Genomic DNA, 22041 nt, shown 5'->3' with positions numbered 1-22041 from the left:
TTGTTTTTGTCGCAGCAGGTTCAAACAACTTCTCGTTCCCACGCTCTGCGTGGGAACGCCTCTAAGGACGCTCCGCGTCCTCTGTGACGCGGAGCGTCACGGTATGCATTCCCACGCTGGAGCGTGGGAACGATCGATCAAGTTCTGCCCGGGTCGGCAACCCTTCCATATCCCCGCGACTCTGCACCGCCCGACTGCCAATCCAGTTCGCGCGCTGCACCGCCTCGGCAAAACTCTGCTGTTCGAGCAGGGCGCTGATCATCCCCACTGCAAAACCATCACCGGCACCGACTGTGTCGACGACATTGGCCACCGGCACACCGGCGACAAATCCCGACGCCAGATGCGTTCGGTAATAAGCGCCTTCCGGCCCGAGTTTGATCGCCACCGCTTCCGCACCTTGATCGAGATAAAACGCCGCAATGTCCGCCGGATCGTCAAAACCAGTCAGCAAGCGACCTTCGCTCAACCCCGGCAACACCCAATGGGCGAGGGCGGCGAGGCGGTTGATCGCGCTGATCATTTCGCGCTCGCTGGCCCACAGGCTCGGGCGCAGATTGGGGTCGAACGAGACGCTGCGCCCGGCATTGCGCATGCGCGTCATCAGTTCGAAAGACATCTCCCGCGCCGAAGCAGAGAGCGCTGGAGGAATGCCGGTGGCGTGCAGATGCCGAGCGCTCAGCAAACTGGCCGTGATCGACTGTGGCGACAGATGACTGGCCGCCGAACCGCGTCGGAAATACTCGACCTGCGGGTCGCTGCCATCGTCGTTGCGCGATTTGAACTGGAACCCGGTCGGGTGCTGTTTATCGACGTCGACGTGGCTGCAATCCAGACCTTCCTTGATCAAGGTCTGCACCACAAAGCGCCCGAGCGAATCATTGCCGACCCGGCTCAGCCACGCGACGTTGAAACCCAGCCGCGATAGCCCGATCGCGACATTACTGTCCGCTCCGGCAATACGTTTGTGGAAGTGCTCGACCGCCGCCAGATCACCGGTCTGCTCGGCGACCAGCATCGCCATGGTTTCGCCGAACGAAAGAATATCGATCTCAGACATGCGCAGGCTCCAGGCGGGATTGGCCGAGGCGGGCGAGGGCGGCAACGTGCTCGGTGGTCAGTTGCACCAGATCTTCGCCCTGCAATGGGTATTCGGCGGCGCGCATAACGCCTTGGGCCATGTGTCGCAACAGTTGTTCCCACAGATGCAGGTCACTGACCGCCGGCGGCACCGCCACCAGTTTGCCGTCGGGGCGGCGGGCCACGGCTTTACAGTGGACATAACCGACATGCCGGCCAAGCAAGCGCGCGGCGCTGGCGGCGGACTGGTCCTGCCACTGCCAGTTGCCGATGTCGAAGGTCATCTTGATCGGCAAGCTGTGCTGCTCGACGGCGGCGAAGAAGCGCTGAAACGGCTCGATCCGACCGCCATGCAAGGTCTGGTCGTTCTCCACCAGCAACTGCACCGGGCTGAGTTTCAAGCGTTCGCCCAGGGCTTGCAGATCATTGTTATCGGTGAAGTAGCCGAGAGAAACCTTCAACCATTTCGATCCGAACGCTTCGGCCTGTTGCAGCGCGGTGATCAGCTCGGGATTGGGGCGTGACTGGCCGGCCAGCCAGAGTTCGGTGGGCGAGGAATAGATGCTTTGCAGACCCTGCGCTAGCGTGGCCTGAGCCAGTTGCGTAGGGTCTTCACGCGTCAGCAGCTCTTCACGCCACTCAATGCGATTCGCCCCGGCCGCTGCCAGAACATCGATGAAAGCATCCTGCCCGCGCTGGCGCACAAGCTCGGCGCCGTAGCTGGACAGACTGATGGAAACGGCGGGTTTATTCATTGTTATTGACCTCTGAAACCGGTTTCATTTTTGTTCAAAAAAATATCAGGTGTTTCTGTGTTGTCCTTTAGGGCGCCTTCGCGAGCAGGCTCGCTCCCACATTTGGAACGCGGTCACCTGTGGGAGCGAGCCTGCTCGCGAAGGCGTCAGATCAAACACCACCAACCTCACGGGTCGACCCACGCTCAACCAGCACCGGCGCAAAATCCACCACCCGCGCTACCTCATCATCCCCACGCAAGCGCTTGAGCAGACACTCAAACGCCCGCGCACCAATCTCTGCCGTCGGCTGAGCCAGCGCGGTAATCCCGCTGCCCACCAGCGGATACCAATCCAGATCATCCAGGGCGATCAGCCCGACGTCCTCGAACAATCGGCAACCCATTTGGCGTAACGCAGTCGTCGCAGCCAGCGCCGCTACGCCATTGGCGCAAAACAGCGCTTTCGGACCATTACCGGGTGTGTTTAAAAAGGTTTGAAGTTGCGCGTTCAGATCATCGCCGGTTTCCAGCACCGCCCCGGTCAGCCCCGAGCGCTGCGCAATCTGCGCCTGAAAACTGCTGACCCGCTCAATCCGCGAACTGGTGCCGTCGTACAGTTCGGTCACCAACAGCAGATCCCGATAGCCACGTTGTTCAAGGTGCGCGAGGGCCATCTGCACCGCTTGCGGGTTATTCAGCCCAACCATGTCGCTGTCCAGCCCGTCGACCTTGCGATCCACCAGCACCAGCGGCATCTCGCGGCGCAACTCGTGCAACTCGTCGCGATGATGCCCCAGCGTGTTCACGATCAGCCCCTCGATGTTGTACGAGCGCAACAGCGCCAAGTGCTGGCGTTCCTGCTCGTCATCGCGGTCGGTGTTGCACACCACCAGGCTGTAGCCGTGCGCACGGCAGGCGGTTTCCACCCCGTGCATCACGGCAATCGAATAAGGGTTGCGGATATCGGCCACCAGCATGCCGATCAGGCGCGTGCGACCGCGTTTCAGACCGCGAGCCATCTGGTTGGGGCGATAGCCGAGTTCCGCGATGGCCTGCTCGATGCGCAGGGCAATGGTATCGGAGAGCAGGGCGCGGTCATCGCCGATAAAGCGCGAAACGCTGGCCTTGGACACCCCAGCGCGCTCGGCGACATCGAGCATGGTCACGCGGCTGCGCTGGGCGGCGGAGAAGTCGTTCACGGTCTGAAACCTTGTTATTGGATTTATAGGCTCAACGTCTGAATGCAGCGCTGAAACCGGTTTCAGGAAACACCAAAAACAAATCTTCCGTCAAGTGAATGATCACCAGCGATCTTTGTGCCGCCGACGGGCGGGGTCGCGTCAGCCGAACAAACCCGCGGCGATATTGATCGAAAATCCCAGAATCGCGGTGTTGAACACGAATCCGATCAACGATTGCGCCAAGACGATTTTGCGGATATCGCGGGTGGCCACGCCGACATCTGCAGTCTGTACGGCCACGCCGATGGTGAAGGAGAAGTACAAGAAGTCCCAATAGTTGGGGGTCGTCAGCCCCTCGGCGAAGCGCAACGCCGGCTCTTTGCCATTCCAGGTGTAATACAACCTGGCGTAGTGCACGCAGAAAATCACCCCGATCAGCAGCCACGAGCCGATCACCGTCAGCGCGGTGAAACCGTAGTGCAGCAATTTGCGCGTGGTTTCCAGGTCCTTGCTGCCAGCCAGCTCGAAGGTGATGGTCGCCAAACTCGCCAGTGCGGCGATGCACACCACGAACAGCACCAGCCCGGCATTTTCGTCTTCGACTTCAGCGATGCGTTTGACGTCCGGAGCCTTGGCGCGCACGGTCAGCCAGAACATCAGGATCAGGTAAGTCCAGACGCCAGCGTTCCAGCCGATGAGGATTTTGCTGACGATGGAATCGGCGGGGACCAGGAGACCGGTGGCAAGGCCGAGGAGGGCGGCGGCAGACAGGCGAGGGTGGGTGCGGGCGAGGAAGCGCATGGGGACTCACGTTGGTGAACTGTCTCTGCACCATAGCGTACGCAACCCTGGTTTTGTAGGAGCTGCCGAAGGCTGCGATCTTTTGATCTTCTAAAAGCAAAGTCAAAAGATCGCAGCCTGCGGCAGCTCCTACAGTTTGGATCAGCGGGGTTTGGTGAATCGTTGTACGAGCTTCATGACCACCACGAAGAAGACAGGTACGAAGATGACTGCCAGCGTTGCGGTAATCATCCCGCCGATCACGCCAGTACCGATCGCCTGTTGGCTCGCCGAGCTTGCTCCAGTGGCAATCGCAAGCGGCACAACGCCAAGAATGAACGCCAGCGAGGTCATTACAATCGGCCGCAGACGCAAACGTGCTGCCTGCAACGTCGCATCGATCAGATCGTGACCTTCGTCATACAGGCTCTTGGCGAACTCGATGATCAGGATCGCGTTCTTCGCCGACAGACCGATGATGGTGATCAGGCCAACCTTGAAGAACACATCGTTGGGCATTCCGCGCAGCGTCACGGCCAGCACCGCGCCGAGCACGCCCAGCGGCACCACCAGCAACACCGAGGTCGGAATCGACCAACTCTCGTACAGCGCCGCCAGACACAGGAACACCACCAATAGCGACAAACCGAGCAGGATCGGTGCCTGATTGCCGGACAAGCGTTCCTGCAACGACAGACCGGTCCATTCCTGGCCCAGACCTTTCGGCCCCTGCGCCACCAGACGTTCAATTTCCGCCATGGCTTCACCGGTACTGTGCCCCGGTGATGGTTCGCCGGAAATCGCGATTGCCGGATAACCGTTGTAACGGGTCAATTGCGCCGGGCCCTGAATCCAGTTGGCCTGGACGAACGCCGACAGCGGCACCATGTGCCCGGCGTTGTTGCGCACATGCATTTTCAGCAGATCGGCGACCTGGCTGCGTTGATCGCCTTCGGCTTGCACGACAACGCGTTGCATGCGCCCCTGATTGGGAAAATCGTTGATGTAGCTGGAACCGACGGCAGTGGACAGCACGTTGCCAATATCGGCAAACGAGACGCCCAAGGCATTCGCCTGTTTACGATCCACGATCAGTTGCACTTGCGGCGCTTCGGCCAACGCGCTTTCACGCACGTTCATCAGCACCGGGCTTTTCTCGGCGGCAGCCAGCAACTCAGTACGTGCCTGCATCAAGGTCGCATGGCCGAGGCCGCCGCGATCCTGCAAACGGAACTCGAAGCCGCTCGACGTGCCGAGGCCGTCCACGGGCGGAGGCAACACCGAGAACGCCATGGCGTCCTTGATTTCACTCAGGGCGATATTGGCGCGATCGGCAATCGAGCTGGCCGCATCATCACTGCTGCGCTGCGACCAGTCCTTCAGTGTCGAGAACGTCAGTGCCGCGTTCTGGCCGCTACCGGAGAAGCTGAAACCGAGAATCACCACCGTGTCACTGATCCCCGGCTCGCCGGCGTTATGCGCTTCGAGCTGTTCAGCCACGGCCACCGTACGATTCTTGGTCGCACCGGGCGGCAACTGAATGTCAGTGATGGTGTAACCCTGATCTTCCACCGGCAGGAACGAGGAGGGCAGACGCGCGAAGCACAGCCCCAGTCCTACCAACAGCACAACGTAGATCAGCAGGTAACGACCACTGCGTTTCAGCGCATAGCCGACCCAGCCCTGATAGCGATCGGTCAGGTGCTCGAAGCGGCGGTTGAACCAGCCGAAGAACCCGGACTTCTCGTGATGCTCACCTTTGGCGATAGGCTTGAGCAGCGTCGCGCACAATGCCGGTGTCAGGGTCAGCGCGAGGAACGCCGAGAACAGAATCGACGTCGCCATCGACAGCGAGAACTGCTGGTAAATCTCCCCGACCGAACCTTGCATGAACGCCATCGGAATAAACACCGCGACCAGCACCAGGGTGATGCCGATGATTGCGCCGGTGATCTGCGTCATGGCCTTGCGCGTGGCTTCCTTGGGCGACAGACCCTCGGTGGCCATGATCCGCTCGACGTTCTCGACCACGACAATCGCGTCGTCGACCAGAATGCCGATGGCCAGCACCATGCCGAACATGGTCAGCACGTTGATCGAGAAGCCCAGCGCGAGCATGGTCGCGAACGTACCCATCAACGCCACCGGCACCACCAGTGTCGGGATCAGCGTGTAGCGCACGTTCTGCAGGAACAGGAACATCACCGCGAACACCAGCAACATCGCCTCGCCCAGGGTGTAAATCACTTTGGTGATCGAGACTTTGACGAACGGCGAAGTGTCGTACGGGATCTTGTATTCCACGCCCACCGGGAAGTAGCGCGACAGCTCATCCATCTTCGCCCGCACCAGGGTTGCGGTGTTCAGTGCGTTGGCACCCGGCGACAACTGCACGCCGACGGCGGTGGACGGCTTACCGTTTAGGCGCGTACCGAACTGGTATTCCTGACTGCCAATCTCGACCCGCGCCACATCACCGATGCGCACGGTAGATCCGTCGCGATTGGCTTTGAGGACAATGTCGGCAAACTCTTGCGGCGTCGATAACTGACCTTTCACCAGAATGGTCGCGGTGATTTCCTGGCTCGACGGATTGGGCAGATCACCGATGCTGCCGGCAGACACCTGAGCGTTCTGCGCGACGATGGCTTCATTGACGTCAGCCGGTGTCAGGTTGAACGCGATCAGCTTCTGCGGATCGATCCAGATGCGCATGGCCCGCTCGGCGCCATACAACTGCGCCTTGCCGACACCGTCCAGACGCTTGATCTCGTTCATCACATTACGCGCCAGATAATCACTGAGCGCTACGTCATCGAGCTTGCCGTCGCTGGAGGTCAGGGTGATCAGCAAGAGGAAGCCGGACGAGACTTTTTCGACCTGCAAACCTTGCTGATTGACCGCTTGCGGCAGGCGCGACTCGACCACCTTGAGGCGGTTTTGCACGTCGACCTGCGCCAGTTCCGGGTTGGTGCCCGGCTGGAACGTGGCTTTGATCGTCGCGCTGCCGAGGCTGCTTTGCGATTCGAAATACAGCAGGTGATCGGCGCCGTTGAGCTCTTCCTCGATCAGGCTGACAACGCTTTCATCGACGGTCTGCGCCGAGGCGCCGGGATACACGGCGTAGATTTCGATCTGCGGCGGGGCGACGTCGGGGTATTGCGCCACCGGCAACTGCGGGATGGCCAGCGCACCGGCCAACAGGATGAACAATGCGACGACCCAGGCAAACACCGGGCGGTCGATAAAGAACTGCGGCATAGAAAAGCGTCCTGCTTACTGACCAGAGGTCTGGGCAAGTGGAAGAGGGGTGTCATCGATCTGCACGGTTTCGCCGGGGCGGGCGTGTTGCAGGCCTTCGATGACGATGCGGTCGCCGGGCTTGAGGCCGCCGGTGACGATCCAGCGATTGTTCTGCACCGCGCCCAGTTGCACCGGTTGCTCGGCGACGCGCATCTGCTCATCGACGGTCAGCACCTGAGCAATGCCGGCGCTGTCACGCTGCACGGCACGTTGCGGTACGGTGATGCCGTTCTGGATAGTTGCCTGCTCGAGGCGCACACGGATGAAACTGCCTGGCAGCAAGTCGAGATCCGGGTTGGGGAATTCGCTGCGCAGGATGATCTGGCCAGTGCCCGGGTCGACAGTGATGTCGCTGAACAGCAGCTTGCCCGGCAGCGGATACAGGCTGCCGTCATCCTGAATCAGCGTGGCTTTGACCTGATCCTGGCCGACTTCCTGCAACTGCCCGGAGCGGAACGCGCGGCGCAATTCGTTGAGTTCACGGGTCGACTGGGTGAGGTCGGCGTGGATCGGGTTGAGCTGCTGAATCAGTGTCAGCGGCGTAGTTTCGTTCTGCCCGACCAGTGCGCCTTCGGTCACCAGTGCGCGGCCAACACGCCCGGAAATCGGCGCGGTGACGGTGGCGTAACCGAGGTTCAGTTTTGCGCGTTCGACGGCAGCCTTGTTGGCCGCAACGTCAGCGGCAGTTTGCCGGGCATTGGCGCGGGCGTTGTCGTAGTCCTGGCCGCTAATGGCCTGGTCATCGATCAACTGGGCATAGCGCTGCTCTTGCAGTTTGGCCTGGAAGGCATTGGCTTCTGCCTTGCGCAACGCGGCTTCGGCGCTGTCGAGGTCAGCCTTGAATGGCGCCGGGTCGATGCGGAACAGCACGTCGCCCTTTTTCACGTCGCTGCCTTCGCGGAAGGTGCGCTGCAAGACCACGCCGGCAACCCGTGCCCTCACTTCGGCGATGCGTGGCGCAGCGATGCGGCCGCTGAGTTCGCTGCTGATCGTCAGGGGATGCGCTTCGATCGTCTCGATGCGCACCGTGGCCGGTGGCGTCTGATCCTCTGCCTTCGAGGACGAATCACAGGCGCTCAGCGTCAGCGCCATCGCGATCAGGCCGAGCCCGGCCAGCAGTTTGTTCGACATGTACAACCCCCAATATTGATGTCCGCATCCTACGGGCAGACGCCGAGATTAGCGGTGAAGCTTTGTAGGCGCTGTGTGAAATTGTGTAAGGGTTTTGCTCAGGGATGGGCGAGGGCGTATATCCTTCAGGTCTTGAAATTTATTGCGACAGATAGATAGCTTTCGCGAGCAGGCTCGCTCCCACAAGGAATCGCATTCCCAGTGTGGGAGCGAGCCTGCTCGCGAATGGGCCGTATCGGTCGCCACAGCACTTTCTGGATCACCCCATGCCCAACATCCTCCTGGTCGAAGACGACACCGCCCTCGCCGAACTGATTTCCAGCTACCTGGAACGCAACGGTTATTCCGTCAGCGTGATCGGCCGTGGCGACCATGTGCGCGAGCGGGCGCGAGTCAATCCGCCGGATCTGGTGATTCTCGACTTGATGCTGCCAGGGCTTGATGGTCTGCAAGTCTGTCGTTTACTGCGCGCCGATTCGGCAACATTGCCAATCCTGATGCTCACCGCCCGCGACGATAGCCACGATCAAGTGCTGGGTCTGGAAATGGGCGCCGACGATTACGTCACCAAACCTTGCGAGCCTCGGGTCTTGCTGGCGCGTGTGCGCACCTTGTTGCGCCGCAGCAGCCTCGGTGAACCGTTGACCGTCAACGACCGCATCGTCATGGGTAATCTGTGCATCGACCTGTCCGAACGCACCGTGACGTGGCGCGATCAACCGGTCGAGTTGTCCAGTGGCGAATACAACTTGCTCGTGGTGCTGGCGCGACACGCCGGTGAAGTGTTGAGCCGCGACCAGATTCTGCAACGCCTGCGCGGTATCGAGTTCAACGGCACCGACCGCTCGGTGGACGTGGCGATTTCCAAGCTGCGTCGCAAGTTCGATGACCACGCTGGCGAGGCACGCAAGATCAAGACCGTGTGGGGCAAGGGCTATCTGTTCAGCCGTTCCGAGTGGGAATGCTGAGCTGATGTTTCGCATCCTGTTTCGCCTGTATCTGGTGACGATCGTCTCCTACAGTGCGGCGATCTATCTGGTGCCGGATCTGGTGGTCATGGCGTTCCGCGAGCGCTTCGTCACTTACAACCTGGACTATTCGCGCGGACTGCAATCGCTGATCACCCGGCAGTTTCACGCGGTGCCGCAAGCGCAGTGGCCGGCGCTGGCGGCGTCGATGGACAAGGATTTCCAGCCGCTGCACATCGTTCTCGCGCGGATCGACGATGCCCAGTTCACCGCGATCGAGCAGGAGCGCCTACGGCGCGGTGAAAACGTCGTGCGCATTGGCGATTGGGGCTGGCGCACGCTGGCGGTGACGCCGCTGGACGACATCTCGGCGGTGCAAATGGTCGTGCCGCCGGACCCGATGGACGTCAATCTGTTGTACTGGAGCATCAACGTATTGGTCGGCGCCACGCTGCTCGCTTGCCTGCTGATGTGGCTGCGCCCGCACTGGCGTGATCTGGAACGGCTCAAAGGTACCGCCGAACGCTTCGGCAAGGGCCATTTGAGCGAACGCACGGAAATTGCCCCGAGTTCCAACATCGGCAGCCTTGCCAACGTCTTCGACACCATGGCCGGCGATATCGAAAATCTGCTCAATCAGCAACGTGACTTGCTCAATGCGGTCTCCCACGAACTGCGCACGCCGTTGACGCGGCTGGATTTCGGTCTGGCGCTGGCGCTCTCGGACGATTTGCCGGCTGCCAGTCGCGAGCGCTTGCTGGGACTGGTCGCGCATATCCGCGAACTCGATGAGTTGGTGTTGGAGCTGTTGTCATACAGTCGCTTGCAGAACCCGGCGCAAATGCCAGAGCAGGTCGAGGTATCGCTGGATGAGTTCATCGACAGCATTCTGGGCAGTGTCGATGAAGAGCTGGAATCGCCGGAGATCGTCATCGACGTGTTGCTCCACGGTCAATTGGAGCGGTTTTCGCTCGATCCACGCCTGACCGCGCGGGCGATCCAGAATCTGCTGCGCAACGCCATGCGCTATTGCGAGAAACGCATTCAGATTGGCGTGCAGGTCAATGCCGAGGGCTGTGAGATCTGGGTCGATGATGACGGCATCGGGATTCCCGATGACGAGCGTGAGCGGATTTTCGAGCCTTTCTATCGACTGGATCGCAGCCGGGATCGGGCGACCGGTGGTTTTGGCCTGGGCCTGGCGATCAGTCGCCGTGCACTGGAAGCGCAGGGTGGCACGTTGACGGTTGAGTCTTCGCCGTTGGGCGGTGCGCGGTTTCGGCTGTGGTTGCCCACTAACGCCTGAACTTCATGCCTTTGAACATATCTCTGTGGGAGCGAGCAGGCTCGCTCCCACATGGGAATTGCGTTGTTCAGACCAGCTCTGTGGATTGAATCAACCCGACCCCGGCACTTTGCATACGCTCAATCGCTGCCGTCAGTGATCCGTTCAGATCGATCGCCCGGCACGCATCCAGCACCAAATAAGCATTGAATCCCGCCGCCCGTGCATCCAGCGCTGAATACATCACGCAGAAATCCAGTGCCAGCCCCACCATGTAGACCGTATCGATCCCGCGCTCTTTCAGGTAGCCGGCCAGCCCCGTGGTGGTTTGGCGATCGGCTTCCAGAAAGGCCGAGTAGCTGTCGATATCAGGATTGCAGCCCTTGCGAATGATCAACTGGGCATGAGGCAAGTCGAGTTCCCGGTGAAACTCGGCCCCCGCTGTCGATTGCACACAATGGTCGGGCCAGAGTGTCTGCTCGCCGTAAGGCAATTGAATGACATCGTAGGGCTGGTGACCGGGATGACTGGAGGCGAATGAGGCATGGCCGGTGGGGTGCCAATCCTGTGCAACGACGACCTGGGTGAACTGGCGGGCGAGCCGGTTGATCAGCGGCACGATCAGATCACCTTCCGGTACCGCTAATTGGCCGCCGGGGGTGAAGTCGTTTTGAACGTCGATCACCAGTAAGGCAGTGCGAGACGAAATCGCCATCGGGGGAGTACTCCTGGAATATGACTTTCTTCGGCGTGGAAGTAACGTTTCTCTTGGCACAAAACGACTGCTCAACGAATTCAGGCGTGGGATAAGCCGCTCTACGATTGCTGCGAATGGCGCCGGCTTTCGTTCGCCTTTTGCGGTTACTCCGACCAATGGTAGCGTTTTTACCGGTTTTACAGGGTTCACCTGTCAGATCTGACAGTAGGCAACCGCGGGCGATGGGTGTTTCATGCGCAGGACAAGAACCCCTGCTTCCGATCGTATCGGACCCTGTTCCCAAAGGATGATCACTATGGACGTCAAGACCCTTGAAAAACCGCGAATTGCCGGCATGAGTCAGCCGGTCCCCGGGCCAGAAAATGCAGATGCAGGGCTGCCTCTGGCACTGACTTATCTGTACCCGGAAGGGGTGAAGGTGTTCATCGAACCCGCCACTACCGCGCAGGACAATGACGTCTATGCCGTGCGTTTGAACGGAGAACGGGTTGCGGCGAAACCCATCGCCACCGGCGAGGCCTCTCAACGGGTAATCGTCTATGTGGCTGCGGACAAATGGAAGAGTCCGCTGAATGTTCTTGATTACGGGATAGAGCGAGATGGCGTGGAGCTCGAAGCTTCGGCGCCGTTGACGGTTATTTATCACGACAAGCGTCCGGGTAACGTGGACCGTTTTCCTGAGGAGGAAGGCCATTCCGAACTGGTGTTTGATGTGGCTCCGGATGCGCTGGATGAAGGTGTAGACGCCGAGCGTGCGCGTACAGGCGTAAGCATCAGCGTTACCTACCCGATAATGAGAGCGTCCGACACCATCGTGGTGTATTGCAATGGTAAAACCTTCAGTCATGTGGTCAGTGAGGAAGCGGCGGATCAGCAGCGGCCCATCCAGATGACCATCGATGAGGCGACCTTTCGCGCGGCCGGGGACAGTGCGCACTTTGAAGTGCGTTACACGGTATTTGATCGTGTGGGTAACAGTCCGGATGTCAACAGTCCGAACTCGGCCAGCCAGTATCTGTACGTCAACCTGAATGGCACCTGGTATGACCCGCCGATCCTCAGCGAGGACCCCGATGATCCTGACGATGACGCCAGCAGCGTCGAACTGGAAAAACTGGCTGGCGAACCGGCAATTGCACAAATCTATGTATCGCGCAGTTGGCTCAGAGACGATGAAATCCGTTTGACGGGGCGCTTCTATGCTAAGGACGGAGCGTTACTGGAACATTTGACGCTGACCGAAAAAGTGAAGAATGCACCGTTCATGTACTCGATTCCCGTGCCAAACAAGTATTTTGCTGTCGCCGCTGGTGGCACGGCAGTTTTCTATTTCACGCGGATGAGCGGCGGTACTTCACTGGACCGTTCAGAGGCAATCACCGTCAGTATTGTGGGTGCCGCGACATCAGACCTGCCGCCGCCGACATTGGTCGGCAGTGGCTACGAGCTGGATCCGCTCGGTTTTTCAGAGGGCGTCTATGCGCGCGTCGAGTTTAAGGATGCGCGCGAGGGCGATATGGCCAGGCTTGTGCTTGATGGCGTTCCAGGGCTTGGTTCGCCGCTTTTTCAACCGGTCAGGTTCAACAATAATCAACGGGCCAACTTCCTGATCAAACCGCAGGTGTTGGCGGCTAATCACGGTAAAACGCTGAAGCTGTCGTGGGAGTTGATTCAGGCGGGAGGTACTCGAATGTCAGCCGTACGCGATGTCATCGTGCGGCGCATTGAACCCGCCGACACGCGTCTGCCAAGCCCCAATATTCCTCAAAGTCTGGGCAATACGCTTGATCTGGGCGCATTTACTGGCCCCGGTCAGGCGACCTGCAAACCTTGGCCGGCAATGGCTGTCGGGCAATTGCGCTGGTTTCGCGTGTATGGCATCGGTCACGATGATTTGCCCTATGAAATTCCGATCGCCCGCGAAGCCCCGGTGACGGAGCCCGAAGTCAATGCCGGCCTGGACAATACCCTTCCTCGAGAACTGCTGCTGAAGTTCAAACCGGGCAGCATGCTATCGGTAGAGTTGATGGTTGCGTTTGCGGGGAACAAGGACGACAGCGACGCAGTGCTGTTCCAAAGGGTTGAGTACGAGGTTCTGAACCTACCTGCCACGCTGTTGGAAGATTTCACTCTTGCCCCGGCGCAAGCCGTGAAAAAGGGTGGCGTGATGGAAACCGCGAGCCTGCAGTTCACGTTCGTATCAGGCGACGGTGAATGCGCAATCATGCCCCGGGACGAAATCGGTGCGTCGTTTCCGGGGCGGATTGACGGCCAGGTATTGAGCATTGGTCGCGATGCATTCGGCACAGAACCGGTCGTGGTTGAGTTGGAACTCAAGAAAGCCTGTGCGCGAATCAGCTTCTGGCAGGTGAGTGTCAACTATGAGAACAGCGTTGTAGAGTATTTTTCTGCCGACAAGACATTGCTCGGCAGCAAAAAGCTGGGCTCGTCCTACGGAGTGCCGATGAGTGTGCTATTTGCCGCGCCTGCAATCAAATCCATCAGGATCAACTGCCCCTCTGCCGACTGGTTCTCCGTGGACTGCATCAAAGTTGAATACTGATCAACGTCTGGGTCATGCCTTGCAGCATTGATGGGGGGTGTTACCAATCAGCATCCAGGCATGCTCGCGTACGGTCCAGCACGCCACGTTCATCGCAGGCTGACGTGACTGTGAAATTCCGATTAGCGGTAAAAAATATGCCTGTTACCTGTCAGGAATGACAGTAGTCGCTGAGGTTTTCATGAGGTTCAATGGTGCTTCAGTGCCATATGTTTTCAGGTCGGCGCTGAACCGTTCTCAAGGAGAAAGAAATGAACGAAGAATTGGTCGATGAATCGAACAGCGAAGGTGTCAAAGTCGTAATCAAGCCCTACGACGATATGAAAGTGAAAGATTCACCAAAGGAGGGCGCGGTACCAGAAGAGCCCAAGGAAGTAACCGTCCAAGAACCAAGGGACGACATCATTTGGGGGGCGCCTGAACGCAAGTAAATCTGAAGGAAGGATATGCTGCCTTACGCCCTCTGAGGCAGCACCGTCCACTTTGCTGCGTCTTGGAGAAGGCATTTCATAGTGGTTACTCACTAATTTGCGGGCATGACTCTGTGGCGAACAGCTCATGGTCAACGATGGTTTTCGCCTTTACCGACGCTGTCGCGGGCAAGCCCGCTCCCACAGGTTAAGTGGTTTTCACAAGTTTCGTTTGCGACACGGACATTGTGGGAGCGAGCCTGCTCGCGAAAGCGCTGGGTCAGCCGCCATATTCAGCGCTGGATGTACGCGATATCGAGACGGCGAAGGCCTGCAGCTTTCTTACGCTTTCTGTAGGTGTGAGCGCAGCAGTCCCGCATGCTGATTCAGTTCCGGCGCAGAATTACGTCCGATCAACATCCACGCATGCTCACGTTCAGTCCAATACACCACATTCATCTCACGCCGACGCTCATGGGCTAATGGCTGACTGCCGCTGTTCGAGCGGGTCACGCACAGCGCCAGCGGCCCATGTTTCGCATCCAGATAAATGATCTGCGCAATGGGCACGCCGTCGTACTCAAGCATTTGCGCCCGTTTGAATTCAGCACCCGGAAGCTTCAGATTCGCTGGTGAAAGGTTCAGGCCCAGACGCGCATCAACCGTGCGCAGTTGCGCGCGTTGGGAGGCTTCGTCGGTGGGCAGGTGATCAAGCGTTTGCGGCACATACAGCGCCATGTAATCGGCCACCAATGCGCGCCAGTTGTTCGATTGCGCGGCGTGCCAGCCGAGGAATAACCGGTCGGCCAACACGCCTCCGGCCAACAGCGCTGCGGCCGCGCCACCGATAAACCAGCGGCGACTCAGCCCAGGCTTTTCTGGCGAAGGAATGGCATCCAGCCGCGCTTGCAGTCGATCCAGTGGCGCCTGTTGCGCCAGCTCGTCATAGGCGTTCTTGTACGGCAGATTACTGCGGCTCAGCCATTGCACGCGCAGGCTGAGCAGCGGGTCTTCGGCAATGGCATTGTCCAGTTGATGGCGATAGTCGCCGTCCAGTTCGCCGTCGAGGTAGGCGACCAGTTGTTCATCCGAAGGTGTGTTCATGAGCGGTCTCCTTCGGTGGTTTTCGGCACAGCCTGCAACGGCGGGTATTCGGCGAGTTTCAGGCGGGCGGTGGCCAGACGGCTCATCACAGTGCCGATCGGCACTTGCAGGATCTCCGCGACTTCGCGGTAGGACAAACCTTCGACGTAGGCGAGATAGACCGTTTCCCGCTGGATTTCAGGCAGCGCATCGACGCGGCGAATCACTTGCGCCGCCATCACGTGCGTCTGCGCCGCGTATTCACCATCGAACGCCAGTTGACCATCGGCATCGACCTGTCCCGTCCCCTGACGCACGCGCCGAGCGCGCACTTCATTGAGCCAGATCGAATGCAGAATGCTCAGCAACCAGCGATCCATGCGCGTACCGGCGATGTACTGATTGGCGCGCTCCAGCGCTCGCACACACGTGGCTTGTACCAGATCCTCGGCCACGTGCCGGTTGCGCGACAGCAGCAGACCGTAGCGCCACAGTCGCGCCAGATGCTGCCCGAGTTCTGCTCTGAATGCCTGATCGCTGACGATGATGGCTGTCCTTTTTAAATGCTCAGGTTTTCGATGAATCGTTGATGGCTTCAGCCAGGTCTCGGTATTCCTCGCACGACGTGCCGCAAATCGATCTGATCTGCTGCAACTGCTCCTGTGCCAGGTCGACGCGGCCTTTGATCACATAGGCCTCGCCGAGGTATTCACGGACCTGTGCGTATTGCGGATCGAGTTTCACCGATTGCAGGTAATAACCGATGCCCTCGTCGGTGCGTCCCAGTTTGCGCGTGGCGTATCCGCGATAGTTGAGGGCCTTGGCGGTGTTCGGTTGCTTGAGCGTATCGAGCAGCGCCAGGGCTTCTTCGTAGCGACCGGCCTTGGCGAGGCGATAGGCGTAATCGGTACGGTCAGCGTCCGGCAGCAGACTGCTGGTTTGCAGCACACACTTCTGCGTTTTGCTGTCCCAGACCTGACCTTTCGGGCATTCGGGCTTCTGCACCGGTTCTTCTTCATCACCATTGGCCAAGGCCAATTGGCTGGACATCGCGGCGACCAGCAGCAACGGGGCGGCGAACATAACGGAACGGATAGTCATGGGCAAGGCTCCACAGGGGCTTATGTTTCACTTTGAACACCACAGGGTGAATTTTTATTCATTGCTTTATCAGTGACTGTTCAAGTTCAGCGTAAATTCAAGCGCTATGCTCGGGAGCGTCTGCCGTCGATCCGATGTTTTGCCGTAAGGAGCGTTGCCATGACCGATCACGTCCATCATTCAGCCGCTGCCGGCTACAAAACCGCCGCCGACACCTACGTCAAAGGGCGGCCGGACTATCCGCCGCAGGTCAGTGAGTGGTTGACTGCGACGCTGGGCCTGGATGGGCATAAAACGGTGATCGATCTGGGCGCCGGCACCGGCAAGTTCACCGGACGTCTGGTGGCGACGGGGGCGCAAGTGATCGCCGTTGAACCGGTGGCGCAGATGCTGGAAAAACTGTCTGACGCCTGGCCCGATGTGCTCGCGGTGAGCGGTACGGCGACTGATCTGCCGTTGCCGGACGCTTCAGTGGATGTGGTGATTTGCGCGCAGGCGTTTCACTGGTTCGCCAGTACCGAGGCGCTGAGCGAAATCGCTCGAGTACTCAAGCCGGGTGGCAAGTTGGGGCTGATCTGGAACTTGCGTGATACCGCAGTCAGTTGGGTGCCGAAACTGGATGCCATCGTCAATGCGCTGGAAGGGGACACGCCGCGCTATTACACCGGCACCTGGCGCACAGCATTTCCGCACCCGGCATTTGAGAAATTGCAGGTTGAACAGTTTCATCATGGTCATACCGGCTCACCGGAAGATGTGATCTTCAACCGCGTGCGCTCCACCAGTTTCATCGCCGCACTGCCGGAGTCGCAGCGGGCAAAGGTCGATGAGCAGATTCGTGCGCTGATTGCCGCCGAGCCTGGGTTACGCGGCAGGGACGTGGTGACGGTGCCTTACGAAACCGCCGCGTTCGTCGCCGTAAAAAAGGGCTGAATGCCACGACATTCCAGTGTAGGAGTGAGCCTGCTCGCGATAGCGGAGTGTCAGTCACCTCATCTTTGGCTGACACTCCGCTATCGCGAGCAGGCTCACTCCTACAGGGGTTTCAGGTGTTCATAGTATCTGGCTGCACTTTGCCACCGCCTTCCGACGCTCGCGAAACCCACGCACCACCAGATACAACAACGGCCCGCTCGACACAAAAACCGCCGTCAGCAACAAATAAGGCAGCACCGACCAGACCGACTGCCCGTGCGACCGGGCATCCTTGACCATCCAGATCCCGGCCAGTGTGGCCAACAGATACAGATCAATCACCACCTGCGCGGTATCGGGCCGCGACATCAGGCTGATGCCGAAGTCGATCAACGACTGTTCAGCCTGGAGCATCACCGAAACGGTGTAACCGCTAAACGCGAGCAAAGCGGCGAGGGGCAGGGCGATCGACATCATGCATTCCTTCCGTGGTGTGATGAGAGAGTCGCCAGACTAACGCCGCCGCGCAAAATTGGCCATTGACTTGCCACTGGCGCGCAGGCTAATTTCCAGCCCATGACTTCGACTGTATCGCGCTGCCAGCCAAGCATTATTACCGCCATTCCTTATTTGGCGGGCTAGCTCACGATTGCAGCACCCAACCCGCCCTAGAGGCGGGTTTTTACTTTCTGTCTCCGGGGTTTTGAAAAATGTCAGGAGACGACCATGCCGCACAGCCCCGATCAGCAAACCCTGCTTGAGCACTACGTGAAAAAGATCCTCGCCGCGCCGGTGTACGACCTCGCGGTGCGCACGCCGTTGCAAGCGGCGCCGGCGCTGTCGGAGGCGCTGGGCAACCGGATTCTGCTCAAGCGTGAAGACCTGCAACCGACGTTCTCCTTCAAGATCCGTGGTGCCTACAACAAACTGGTGCAACTCAGTGACGAGCAAAAAGCGCGCGGAGTAATCACCGCATCGGCCGGCAATCACGCGCAAGGTGTGGCGCTGGCAGCTCGCGAACTCGGGATTGCGGCGACCATCGTCATGCCGGCGACGACGCCAGAATTGAAAGTGCTAGGTGTGCGCAGTCGCGGCGCTGAAGCGTTGCTGCACGGCGAGAGTTTCCCGTTCGCGCTGGCCCACGCGCTGCAACTGGCGGAACAGACTGGACGCACCTTCGTGTCTCCGTTCGATGACCCGGAAGTGATCGCGGGGCAGGGCACCGTGGCGATGGAAATCCTTCGTCAGCATCAGGGCACACTGGATGCGATCTTCATCCCGGTGGGCGGTGGAGGTCTGATCGCCGGCATCGCAGCCTACGTCAAATACCTGCGGCCGGAAGTGCGGATCATCGGCGTCGAATCCGAACACTCCGCGTGCCTGAAGGCTGCGCTGGAAGCCGATCAGCGTGTCGTGCTGCCTAATGTCGGTACGTTCGCCGATGGCGTGGCGGTAGCGCAGATCGGCGCGTTCGGGTTTGAGGTTTGCCGCTTTTGCGTCGACGAGGTAATCACCGTCAGCAACGACGACCTCTGCGCGGCGATCAAGAACATTTACGACGATACTCGCTCGATCACCGAACCTTCCGGCGCCTTGGCCGTTGCCGGGATCAAGCAGTATGTAGCGCGAACCGGGGTGCGCGAGCAGACATTCGTGGCGATCGACTCGGGCGCCAATATCAACTTCGACAGCCTGCGCCATGTCGCCGAGCGCGCCGCGGTGTGCGGTGTCTCGGCATGATCAGGCTTACGGCAGCAAGGGGCGCAGGAAGCTGCGCTCGTAGCTGACGATAAACTTCTTCTCGACCAGGCTGGCCACCAGTGCGGTGCTCTCCGTATCGGTCAGCGCGATGTGCCGATAGCTTTCGTAATCCGTCAGCGACGGAAAACTGAACAGGCAATAAGCGATATTGTTCGCGCCTTCGGACGGCAGGAAGTAGCCGTGATGAGTGCCGCCCAAGCGCTCGACGATGCCGAGCCAGGCCTTGGCGTAGGCCTCGAACTCAGGCAATTGGTACGGATCAATGACATATCTGACGTGGCAAGTAATCAAGCAGCGAACTCCTTGTTCGGGTTATTCCTGCAGGGCTGTACCGACTTTGTCCGACGCCGACCAGATGCGATAGCGCACTTCGACCTCCGACGGTGCGTACACCACGACCGGCAACTTGCTGTTGTACCGCAGCATGAAGCCGTCACCGACGACAGGCACGAACGCGCGTTTCTTCTGGCTGCCGGGCGGGCAGGCCATCATCGTACTCATCGGCCCAATGACCTTTTCCAGTCGATAGAACGGATAACCCCAACCTTCAAGATTCTTCTCATCGAGAACACCGCCCAAACGCTGGCGGTTGCAGTCCACTTCCAAAGTTTTGCCGGCGAGGATTTCAACCTGGAAGTTCTCTTCCTGCTCTTGCTTGGGCAAGTGAATGACCTGACGGGTGAACCCGGCTTCAGCCTTCGGGTACGGCGCGACGTCTTCAAGCTTGGCGGCGTGGGCGAGTGTAGACAGGCAGGCGATGAACAAGCCGGTGGTCGCGTAGACGCGTAAAGAACCCATGGAAGCCTCCGTGCGGGTGTAGGGTGGATAACGGGCATTCTTACCGTCATGGGCCGTGATTGCAAACCAGCGTCGAGTTGCAAATTGCAGTACCCGTCGAGGCCATTCTTGCAATTTGCAAGTAGCCAAATACTGGCACCGCCGCCAAGTGCTTGATTTCATGAGGGTGAAAATGAACCGATGAAAGGCACGCTTTATGCGTCTTTTCAGTGCGGCGCACCGGCCTTGGGCGCCTACACTCCAATGGGCATTTCGCAGTACCACCGCTTGTCGCGCCAGGGAAACAGCGGGGACACACCCGTGCAGGGGCAGCAACGGTCAGCGTGAATACTTGATTGGCATCTCAAAGTAAGGAGAGGGTTTCGCCATGTTTCTGTCTGCCTTGGAACTACGCAATATCATTGAAAGCAGTTTTCTGCCGAAACGCTGCCAGTGCACGCTGTCGCCGGACTTGTCGATGACCGTCAAGGTTTTCGGCGATCACCAGACCGATCAGGTCGATCTGCTGGTCAGTGGCATCGACGCCAGCCATCTCAATGGCTGTCGTGAAATCAACGAACTGATCGCCGGGCTGCGATCCGATCTGAACCAGCAAACTGTGCAACATCACTACAGCCCACGCTCCAGAGTCGTCTAACGCACCGTTTCACCCAGTTCGACCGTCACGCGCCGGGCCTGCACAAAACCAAGGCCCAGCGCGAACTCGACCAGCACCGCGAGCAAAATCCCGGGGCCGGCATGACCGTTCAGCCATTCCGCAAACCCCAACACCGCCAAACCAAAACAACCGACGATAAAGCCGTTGCTCAGCGCATTGCGCCCCAGCGACGGCGGTGCATTGCGCACCAGATAAAACATCACCCCCAACGCCGCAAACAGCACCGCACTGCGCCGCGCGACAAACCCGGCCGCTTCGGAATATTCAATGCTCCAGATCGCCAGTAGCCTCTCCGGGAAAACGCCCCAGGCCAACGCCAGCAAAAAACACAACGAACAAGTGAAGCCCGATAACGTGCGAAACGACAACTGCATGGCGAATCCTTGCGGCAGTGAGGAGGGCTCCGAGCATAACCGTCGAAACACCCCACGCCTACCGCAAACCCGCAAATCAGACGTTTCTGTCAGTTCTGGAAGTTGCACGCGTCAGACAATTTCCGGTAGCTGATTTCCTCAGGCTTACCGGCGTTGTCGATGTACTTCATGTCGGCCGTGACCACTTTGCACAGTTGCGTTGGCGGCTCGGTCAACGACACCACTTTGGCCACATGCAGCGGCATGCCGTACTCATACGGCACGGCTTTGGACGTGGCGGAAGTGTCATTGGCCTGGGCCAGCCCGGCAAACGCGGTGCAGGCGAGGGCAGCAGTGAGCAATAAAGGACGAATGTTCATGAAAGTACTCCCGTGTGGCGGTTCTAGAGTTCGGCGTGATGCACCCGAACCTGCCGCACTGGGGCAACAGCCAGAATGGCTAAGGGCGTGCGGTTCAGTAGAGTTTTTGACCTCGGCGTTAAGAGATGGTTAACCGGGCTGAACGCCGGCTGTCAGGGAGTGCGGCGGTTTTCTCAGGAAGGTTTGGCGAATTCCTACAAAGGCTGGTGCCTTGTCTGCTTTCGGCGGCTGGAGCGGGGCGGTTATTGTCGGTTGCCGCTGCAAAATCAGTGGTTCGGGTTTGGTCACCTGATAACTTCCCTTATTGCAGATGTGCCATCATTTGCGCTGCGGACATCTATGTCCGTGCGGTGCATAGCTGTGGCGGCTGTGTGCAGGACGCCTTCGGGCGAGCTGAGTTGGGGTTGTTCTCGGTTGACCAAGCCTGCACACAGTCCGCCTCCCACTGTTTGGTCACAGTGCTGGCGGTTACTTTCGCCCCAATTGAGTAATCACCTATGCCGATAATCAAACTGCTACAAAACCGCTATCTCCCCCTCAGCAGCAATGTCACCGAAACCCCGACACTGCTCATCGACACCCAAGCCAACCCGAAAGACATCCTCGAAGCCGCCGTCCAGCGCATCCGCGCCGCCGCCGACCTGCTCGAAACCCTGCATTGCCTGTGCTTCAAGCACGCCGACGTGCAGGACATTCCACACATTACCCATGCGCTTTACCTGCTGACGCAGGATGGCAATGATTTGCTGCAGGTGGCGCAGCAGCAGATGTTGAGTTGGAAGGCGCCGGTTTAATGAGAAATTGAAAGGACGCAACCACGGGAAGGAGTGAGAAACG

At 59.2% G+C, this 22041-nt stretch carries 22 protein-coding genes and 1 pseudogene; 8 read left to right on the top strand and 15 right to left on the bottom strand.

The window, feature by feature from the left end; genetic code table 11:
* Positions 1-61: 61 nt before the first annotated feature.
* The 6 genes from CKW17_RS18380 to CKW17_RS18355 form a co-directional block, all read right to left on the bottom strand.
* Positions 62-1060 (bottom strand): sugar kinase, encoded by a 999-nt coding sequence (locus CKW17_RS18380; protein WP_095120915.1) that lies wholly within the window; start codon positions 1058-1060, stop codon positions 62-64.
* Positions 1053-1835 carry a sugar phosphate isomerase/epimerase gene (locus CKW17_RS18375; protein ID WP_095120914.1) on the bottom strand — a complete coding sequence of 261 codons (783 nt, stop codon included), beginning with the start codon at positions 1833-1835 and terminating at the stop codon, positions 1053-1055. Before CKW17_RS18375 ends, CKW17_RS18380 begins: the two co-directional genes overlap by 8 nt.
* Positions 1836-1986: 151 nt before the next feature.
* Positions 1987-3015 carry a LacI family DNA-binding transcriptional regulator gene (locus CKW17_RS18370; protein ID WP_095120913.1) on the bottom strand — a complete coding sequence of 343 codons (1029 nt, stop codon included), beginning with the start codon at positions 3013-3015 and terminating at the stop codon, positions 1987-1989.
* 141 nt (positions 3016-3156) lie between these two features.
* The gene (locus tag CKW17_RS18365; protein WP_007912177.1) at positions 3157-3798 is read right to left on the bottom strand and encodes a DUF1345 domain-containing protein; all 642 of its coding nucleotides are present in this window, start codon (positions 3796-3798) and stop codon (positions 3157-3159) included.
* A 141-nt stretch (positions 3799-3939) separates the two neighbouring features.
* On the bottom strand, positions 3940-7038 hold the full coding sequence (locus CKW17_RS18360; RefSeq protein WP_095120912.1) for an efflux RND transporter permease subunit: 3099 nt from the start codon (positions 7036-7038) through the stop codon (positions 3940-3942).
* A gap of 15 nt (positions 7039-7053) precedes the next feature.
* Entirely contained in the window at positions 7054-8211 is a 1158-nt protein-coding gene (locus tag CKW17_RS18355) for an efflux RND transporter periplasmic adaptor subunit (protein WP_095120911.1), read from the bottom strand.
* A 266-nt stretch (positions 8212-8477) separates the two neighbouring features.
* On the opposite strand from CKW17_RS18355, the gene CKW17_RS18350 reads away from it, so the two are divergent.
* Together CKW17_RS18350 and CKW17_RS18345 are read left to right on the top strand one after the other, a co-directional pair.
* Entirely contained in the window at positions 8478-9179 is a 702-nt protein-coding gene (locus CKW17_RS18350) for a response regulator transcription factor (RefSeq protein WP_016984459.1), read from the top strand.
* Between the two features lie 4 nt (positions 9180-9183).
* Positions 9184-10485 (top strand): ATP-binding protein, encoded by a 1302-nt coding sequence (locus CKW17_RS18345; RefSeq protein ID WP_095120910.1) that lies wholly within the window; start codon positions 9184-9186, stop codon positions 10483-10485.
* Between the two features lie 67 nt (positions 10486-10552).
* Here the strand turns inward: CKW17_RS18345 and pncA are convergent, their stop codons facing one another.
* On the bottom strand, positions 10553-11179 hold the full coding sequence (pncA, locus tag CKW17_RS18340; protein ID WP_095120909.1) for a bifunctional nicotinamidase/pyrazinamidase: 627 nt from the start codon (positions 11177-11179) through the stop codon (positions 10553-10555).
* Positions 11180-11477: 298 nt separating this feature from the next.
* Between pncA and CKW17_RS18335 the strand changes: the two genes are divergently transcribed.
* Together CKW17_RS18335 and CKW17_RS18330 are read left to right on the top strand one after the other, a co-directional pair.
* Positions 11478-13745 (top strand): hypothetical protein, encoded by a 2268-nt coding sequence (locus CKW17_RS18335; RefSeq protein ID WP_095120908.1) that lies wholly within the window; start codon positions 11478-11480, stop codon positions 13743-13745.
* A gap of 251 nt (positions 13746-13996) precedes the next feature.
* Positions 13997-14176, top strand: coding sequence for a hypothetical protein (locus CKW17_RS18330; RefSeq protein ID WP_095120907.1), 180 nt, complete (start codon positions 13997-13999; stop codon positions 14174-14176).
* A gap of 321 nt (positions 14177-14497) precedes the next feature.
* On the opposite strand, the gene CKW17_RS18325 is transcribed toward CKW17_RS18330, so the two are convergent.
* Genes CKW17_RS18325 through CKW17_RS18315 form a run of 3 tightly spaced genes read right to left on the bottom strand, consistent with a single transcriptional unit; the run spans position 14498 to position 16339 of the window.
* Positions 14498-15259, bottom strand: a complete 762-nt coding sequence (locus tag CKW17_RS18325; protein ID WP_095120906.1) for an anti-sigma factor — start codon at positions 15257-15259, stop codon at positions 14498-14500.
* Positions 15256-15786, bottom strand: a complete 531-nt coding sequence (locus CKW17_RS18320) for a sigma-70 family RNA polymerase sigma factor (protein ID WP_342212676.1) — start codon at positions 15784-15786, stop codon at positions 15256-15258. Before CKW17_RS18320 ends, CKW17_RS18325 begins: the two co-directional genes overlap by 4 nt.
* A gap of 19 nt (positions 15787-15805) precedes the next feature.
* On the bottom strand, positions 15806-16339 hold the full coding sequence (locus CKW17_RS18315) for a tetratricopeptide repeat protein (protein ID WP_095120904.1): 534 nt from the start codon (positions 16337-16339) through the stop codon (positions 15806-15808).
* A gap of 159 nt (positions 16340-16498) precedes the next feature.
* On the opposite strand from CKW17_RS18315, the gene CKW17_RS18310 reads away from it, so the two are divergent.
* Complete coding sequence (locus CKW17_RS18310; protein WP_095120903.1) at positions 16499-17272, top strand: class I SAM-dependent methyltransferase; 774 nt, start codon at positions 16499-16501, stop codon at positions 17270-17272.
* A gap of 120 nt (positions 17273-17392) precedes the next feature.
* Here the strand turns inward: CKW17_RS18310 and CKW17_RS18305 are convergent, their stop codons facing one another.
* Positions 17393-17731, bottom strand: a complete 339-nt coding sequence (locus CKW17_RS18305) for a DUF2834 domain-containing protein (RefSeq protein WP_095120902.1) — start codon at positions 17729-17731, stop codon at positions 17393-17395.
* 249 nt (positions 17732-17980) lie between these two features.
* Between CKW17_RS18305 and ilvA the strand changes: the two are divergent.
* Positions 17981-18970 (top strand): annotated as a pseudogene (ilvA, locus tag CKW17_RS18300) (threonine ammonia-lyase, biosynthetic); the annotation flags it as partial.
* A gap of 30 nt (positions 18971-19000) precedes the next feature.
* Here the strand turns inward: ilvA and CKW17_RS18295 are convergent.
* Together CKW17_RS18295 and eco are read right to left on the bottom strand one after the other, a co-directional pair.
* Positions 19001-19306, bottom strand: a complete 306-nt coding sequence (locus CKW17_RS18295; RefSeq protein WP_095120900.1) for an NIPSNAP family protein — start codon at positions 19304-19306, stop codon at positions 19001-19003.
* A gap of 21 nt (positions 19307-19327) precedes the next feature.
* On the bottom strand, positions 19328-19813 hold the full coding sequence (gene eco, locus CKW17_RS18290; RefSeq protein WP_095120899.1) for a serine protease inhibitor ecotin: 486 nt from the start codon (positions 19811-19813) through the stop codon (positions 19328-19330).
* A gap of 367 nt (positions 19814-20180) precedes the next feature.
* Here eco and CKW17_RS18285 point away from each other — a divergent pair, with 367 nt between their 5' ends.
* Complete coding sequence (locus tag CKW17_RS18285) at positions 20181-20450, top strand: DUF1652 domain-containing protein (RefSeq protein WP_007912157.1); 270 nt, start codon at positions 20181-20183, stop codon at positions 20448-20450.
* Here the strand turns inward: CKW17_RS18285 and CKW17_RS18280 are convergent.
* Entirely contained in the window at positions 20447-20845 is a 399-nt protein-coding gene (locus CKW17_RS18280; RefSeq protein ID WP_095120898.1) for a hypothetical protein, read from the bottom strand. The two genes, CKW17_RS18285 and CKW17_RS18280, sit on opposite strands and share 4 nt — an antisense overlap.
* A gap of 89 nt (positions 20846-20934) precedes the next feature.
* Complete coding sequence (locus CKW17_RS18275; RefSeq protein WP_016985200.1) at positions 20935-21204, bottom strand: DUF2790 domain-containing protein; 270 nt, start codon at positions 21202-21204, stop codon at positions 20935-20937.
* A gap of 497 nt (positions 21205-21701) precedes the next feature.
* Here CKW17_RS18275 and CKW17_RS18265 point away from each other — a divergent pair, with 497 nt between their 5' ends.
* Positions 21702-21998, top strand: coding sequence for a hypothetical protein (locus CKW17_RS18265; protein ID WP_007912147.1), 297 nt, complete (start codon positions 21702-21704; stop codon positions 21996-21998).
* Positions 21999-22041 lie beyond the last annotated feature (43 nt).

It is taken from the genome of Pseudomonas sp. Irchel s3f10 (assembly GCF_900187515.1).
GTDB lineage: Bacteria > Pseudomonadota > Gammaproteobacteria > Pseudomonadales > Pseudomonadaceae > Aquipseudomonas > Aquipseudomonas tensinigenes.
This window is presented reverse-complemented; position numbering and strand designations above follow the sequence as displayed.

Coding starts and splice junctions, on each gene's coding strand:
- CKW17_RS18380 (WP_095120915.1), bottom strand. CDS start 1,060: ATGTCTGAGATCGATATTCTTTCGTTCGGCGAAACCATGGCGATGCTG.
- CKW17_RS18375 (WP_095120914.1), bottom strand. CDS start 1,835: ATGAATAAACCCGCCGTTTCCATCAGTCTGTCCAGCTACGGCGCCGAG.
- CKW17_RS18365 (WP_007912177.1), bottom strand. CDS start 3,798: ATGCGCTTCCTCGCCCGCACCCACCCTCGCCTGTCTGCCGCCGCCCTC.
- CKW17_RS18360 (WP_095120912.1), bottom strand. CDS start 7,038: ATGCCGCAGTTCTTTATCGACCGCCCGGTGTTTGCCTGGGTCGTCGCA.
- CKW17_RS18355 (WP_095120911.1), bottom strand. CDS start 8,211: ATGTCGAACAAACTGCTGGCCGGGCTCGGCCTGATCGCGATGGCGCTG.
- CKW17_RS18350 (WP_016984459.1), top strand. CDS start 8,478: ATGCCCAACATCCTCCTGGTCGAAGACGACACCGCCCTCGCCGAACTG.
- CKW17_RS18345 (WP_095120910.1), top strand. CDS start 9,184: ATGTTTCGCATCCTGTTTCGCCTGTATCTGGTGACGATCGTCTCCTAC.
- pncA (WP_095120909.1), bottom strand. CDS start 11,179: ATGGCGATTTCGTCTCGCACTGCCTTACTGGTGATCGACGTTCAAAAC.
- CKW17_RS18335 (WP_095120908.1), top strand. CDS start 11,478: ATGGACGTCAAGACCCTTGAAAAACCGCGAATTGCCGGCATGAGTCAG.
- CKW17_RS18330 (WP_095120907.1), top strand. CDS start 13,997: ATGAACGAAGAATTGGTCGATGAATCGAACAGCGAAGGTGTCAAAGTC.
- CKW17_RS18325 (WP_095120906.1), bottom strand. CDS start 15,259: ATGAACACACCTTCGGATGAACAACTGGTCGCCTACCTCGACGGCGAA.
- CKW17_RS18315 (WP_095120904.1), bottom strand. CDS start 16,339: ATGACTATCCGTTCCGTTATGTTCGCCGCCCCGTTGCTGCTGGTCGCC.
- CKW17_RS18310 (WP_095120903.1), top strand. CDS start 16,499: ATGACCGATCACGTCCATCATTCAGCCGCTGCCGGCTACAAAACCGCC.
- CKW17_RS18305 (WP_095120902.1), bottom strand. CDS start 17,731: ATGATGTCGATCGCCCTGCCCCTCGCCGCTTTGCTCGCGTTTAGCGGT.
- eco (WP_095120899.1), bottom strand. CDS start 19,813: ATGGGTTCTTTACGCGTCTACGCGACCACCGGCTTGTTCATCGCCTGC.
- CKW17_RS18285 (WP_007912157.1), top strand. CDS start 20,181: ATGTTTCTGTCTGCCTTGGAACTACGCAATATCATTGAAAGCAGTTTT.
- CKW17_RS18280 (WP_095120898.1), bottom strand. CDS start 20,845: ATGCAGTTGTCGTTTCGCACGTTATCGGGCTTCACTTGTTCGTTGTGT.
- CKW17_RS18275 (WP_016985200.1), bottom strand. CDS start 21,204: ATGAACATTCGTCCTTTATTGCTCACTGCTGCCCTCGCCTGCACCGCG.
- CKW17_RS18265 (WP_007912147.1), top strand. CDS start 21,702: ATGCCGATAATCAAACTGCTACAAAACCGCTATCTCCCCCTCAGCAGC.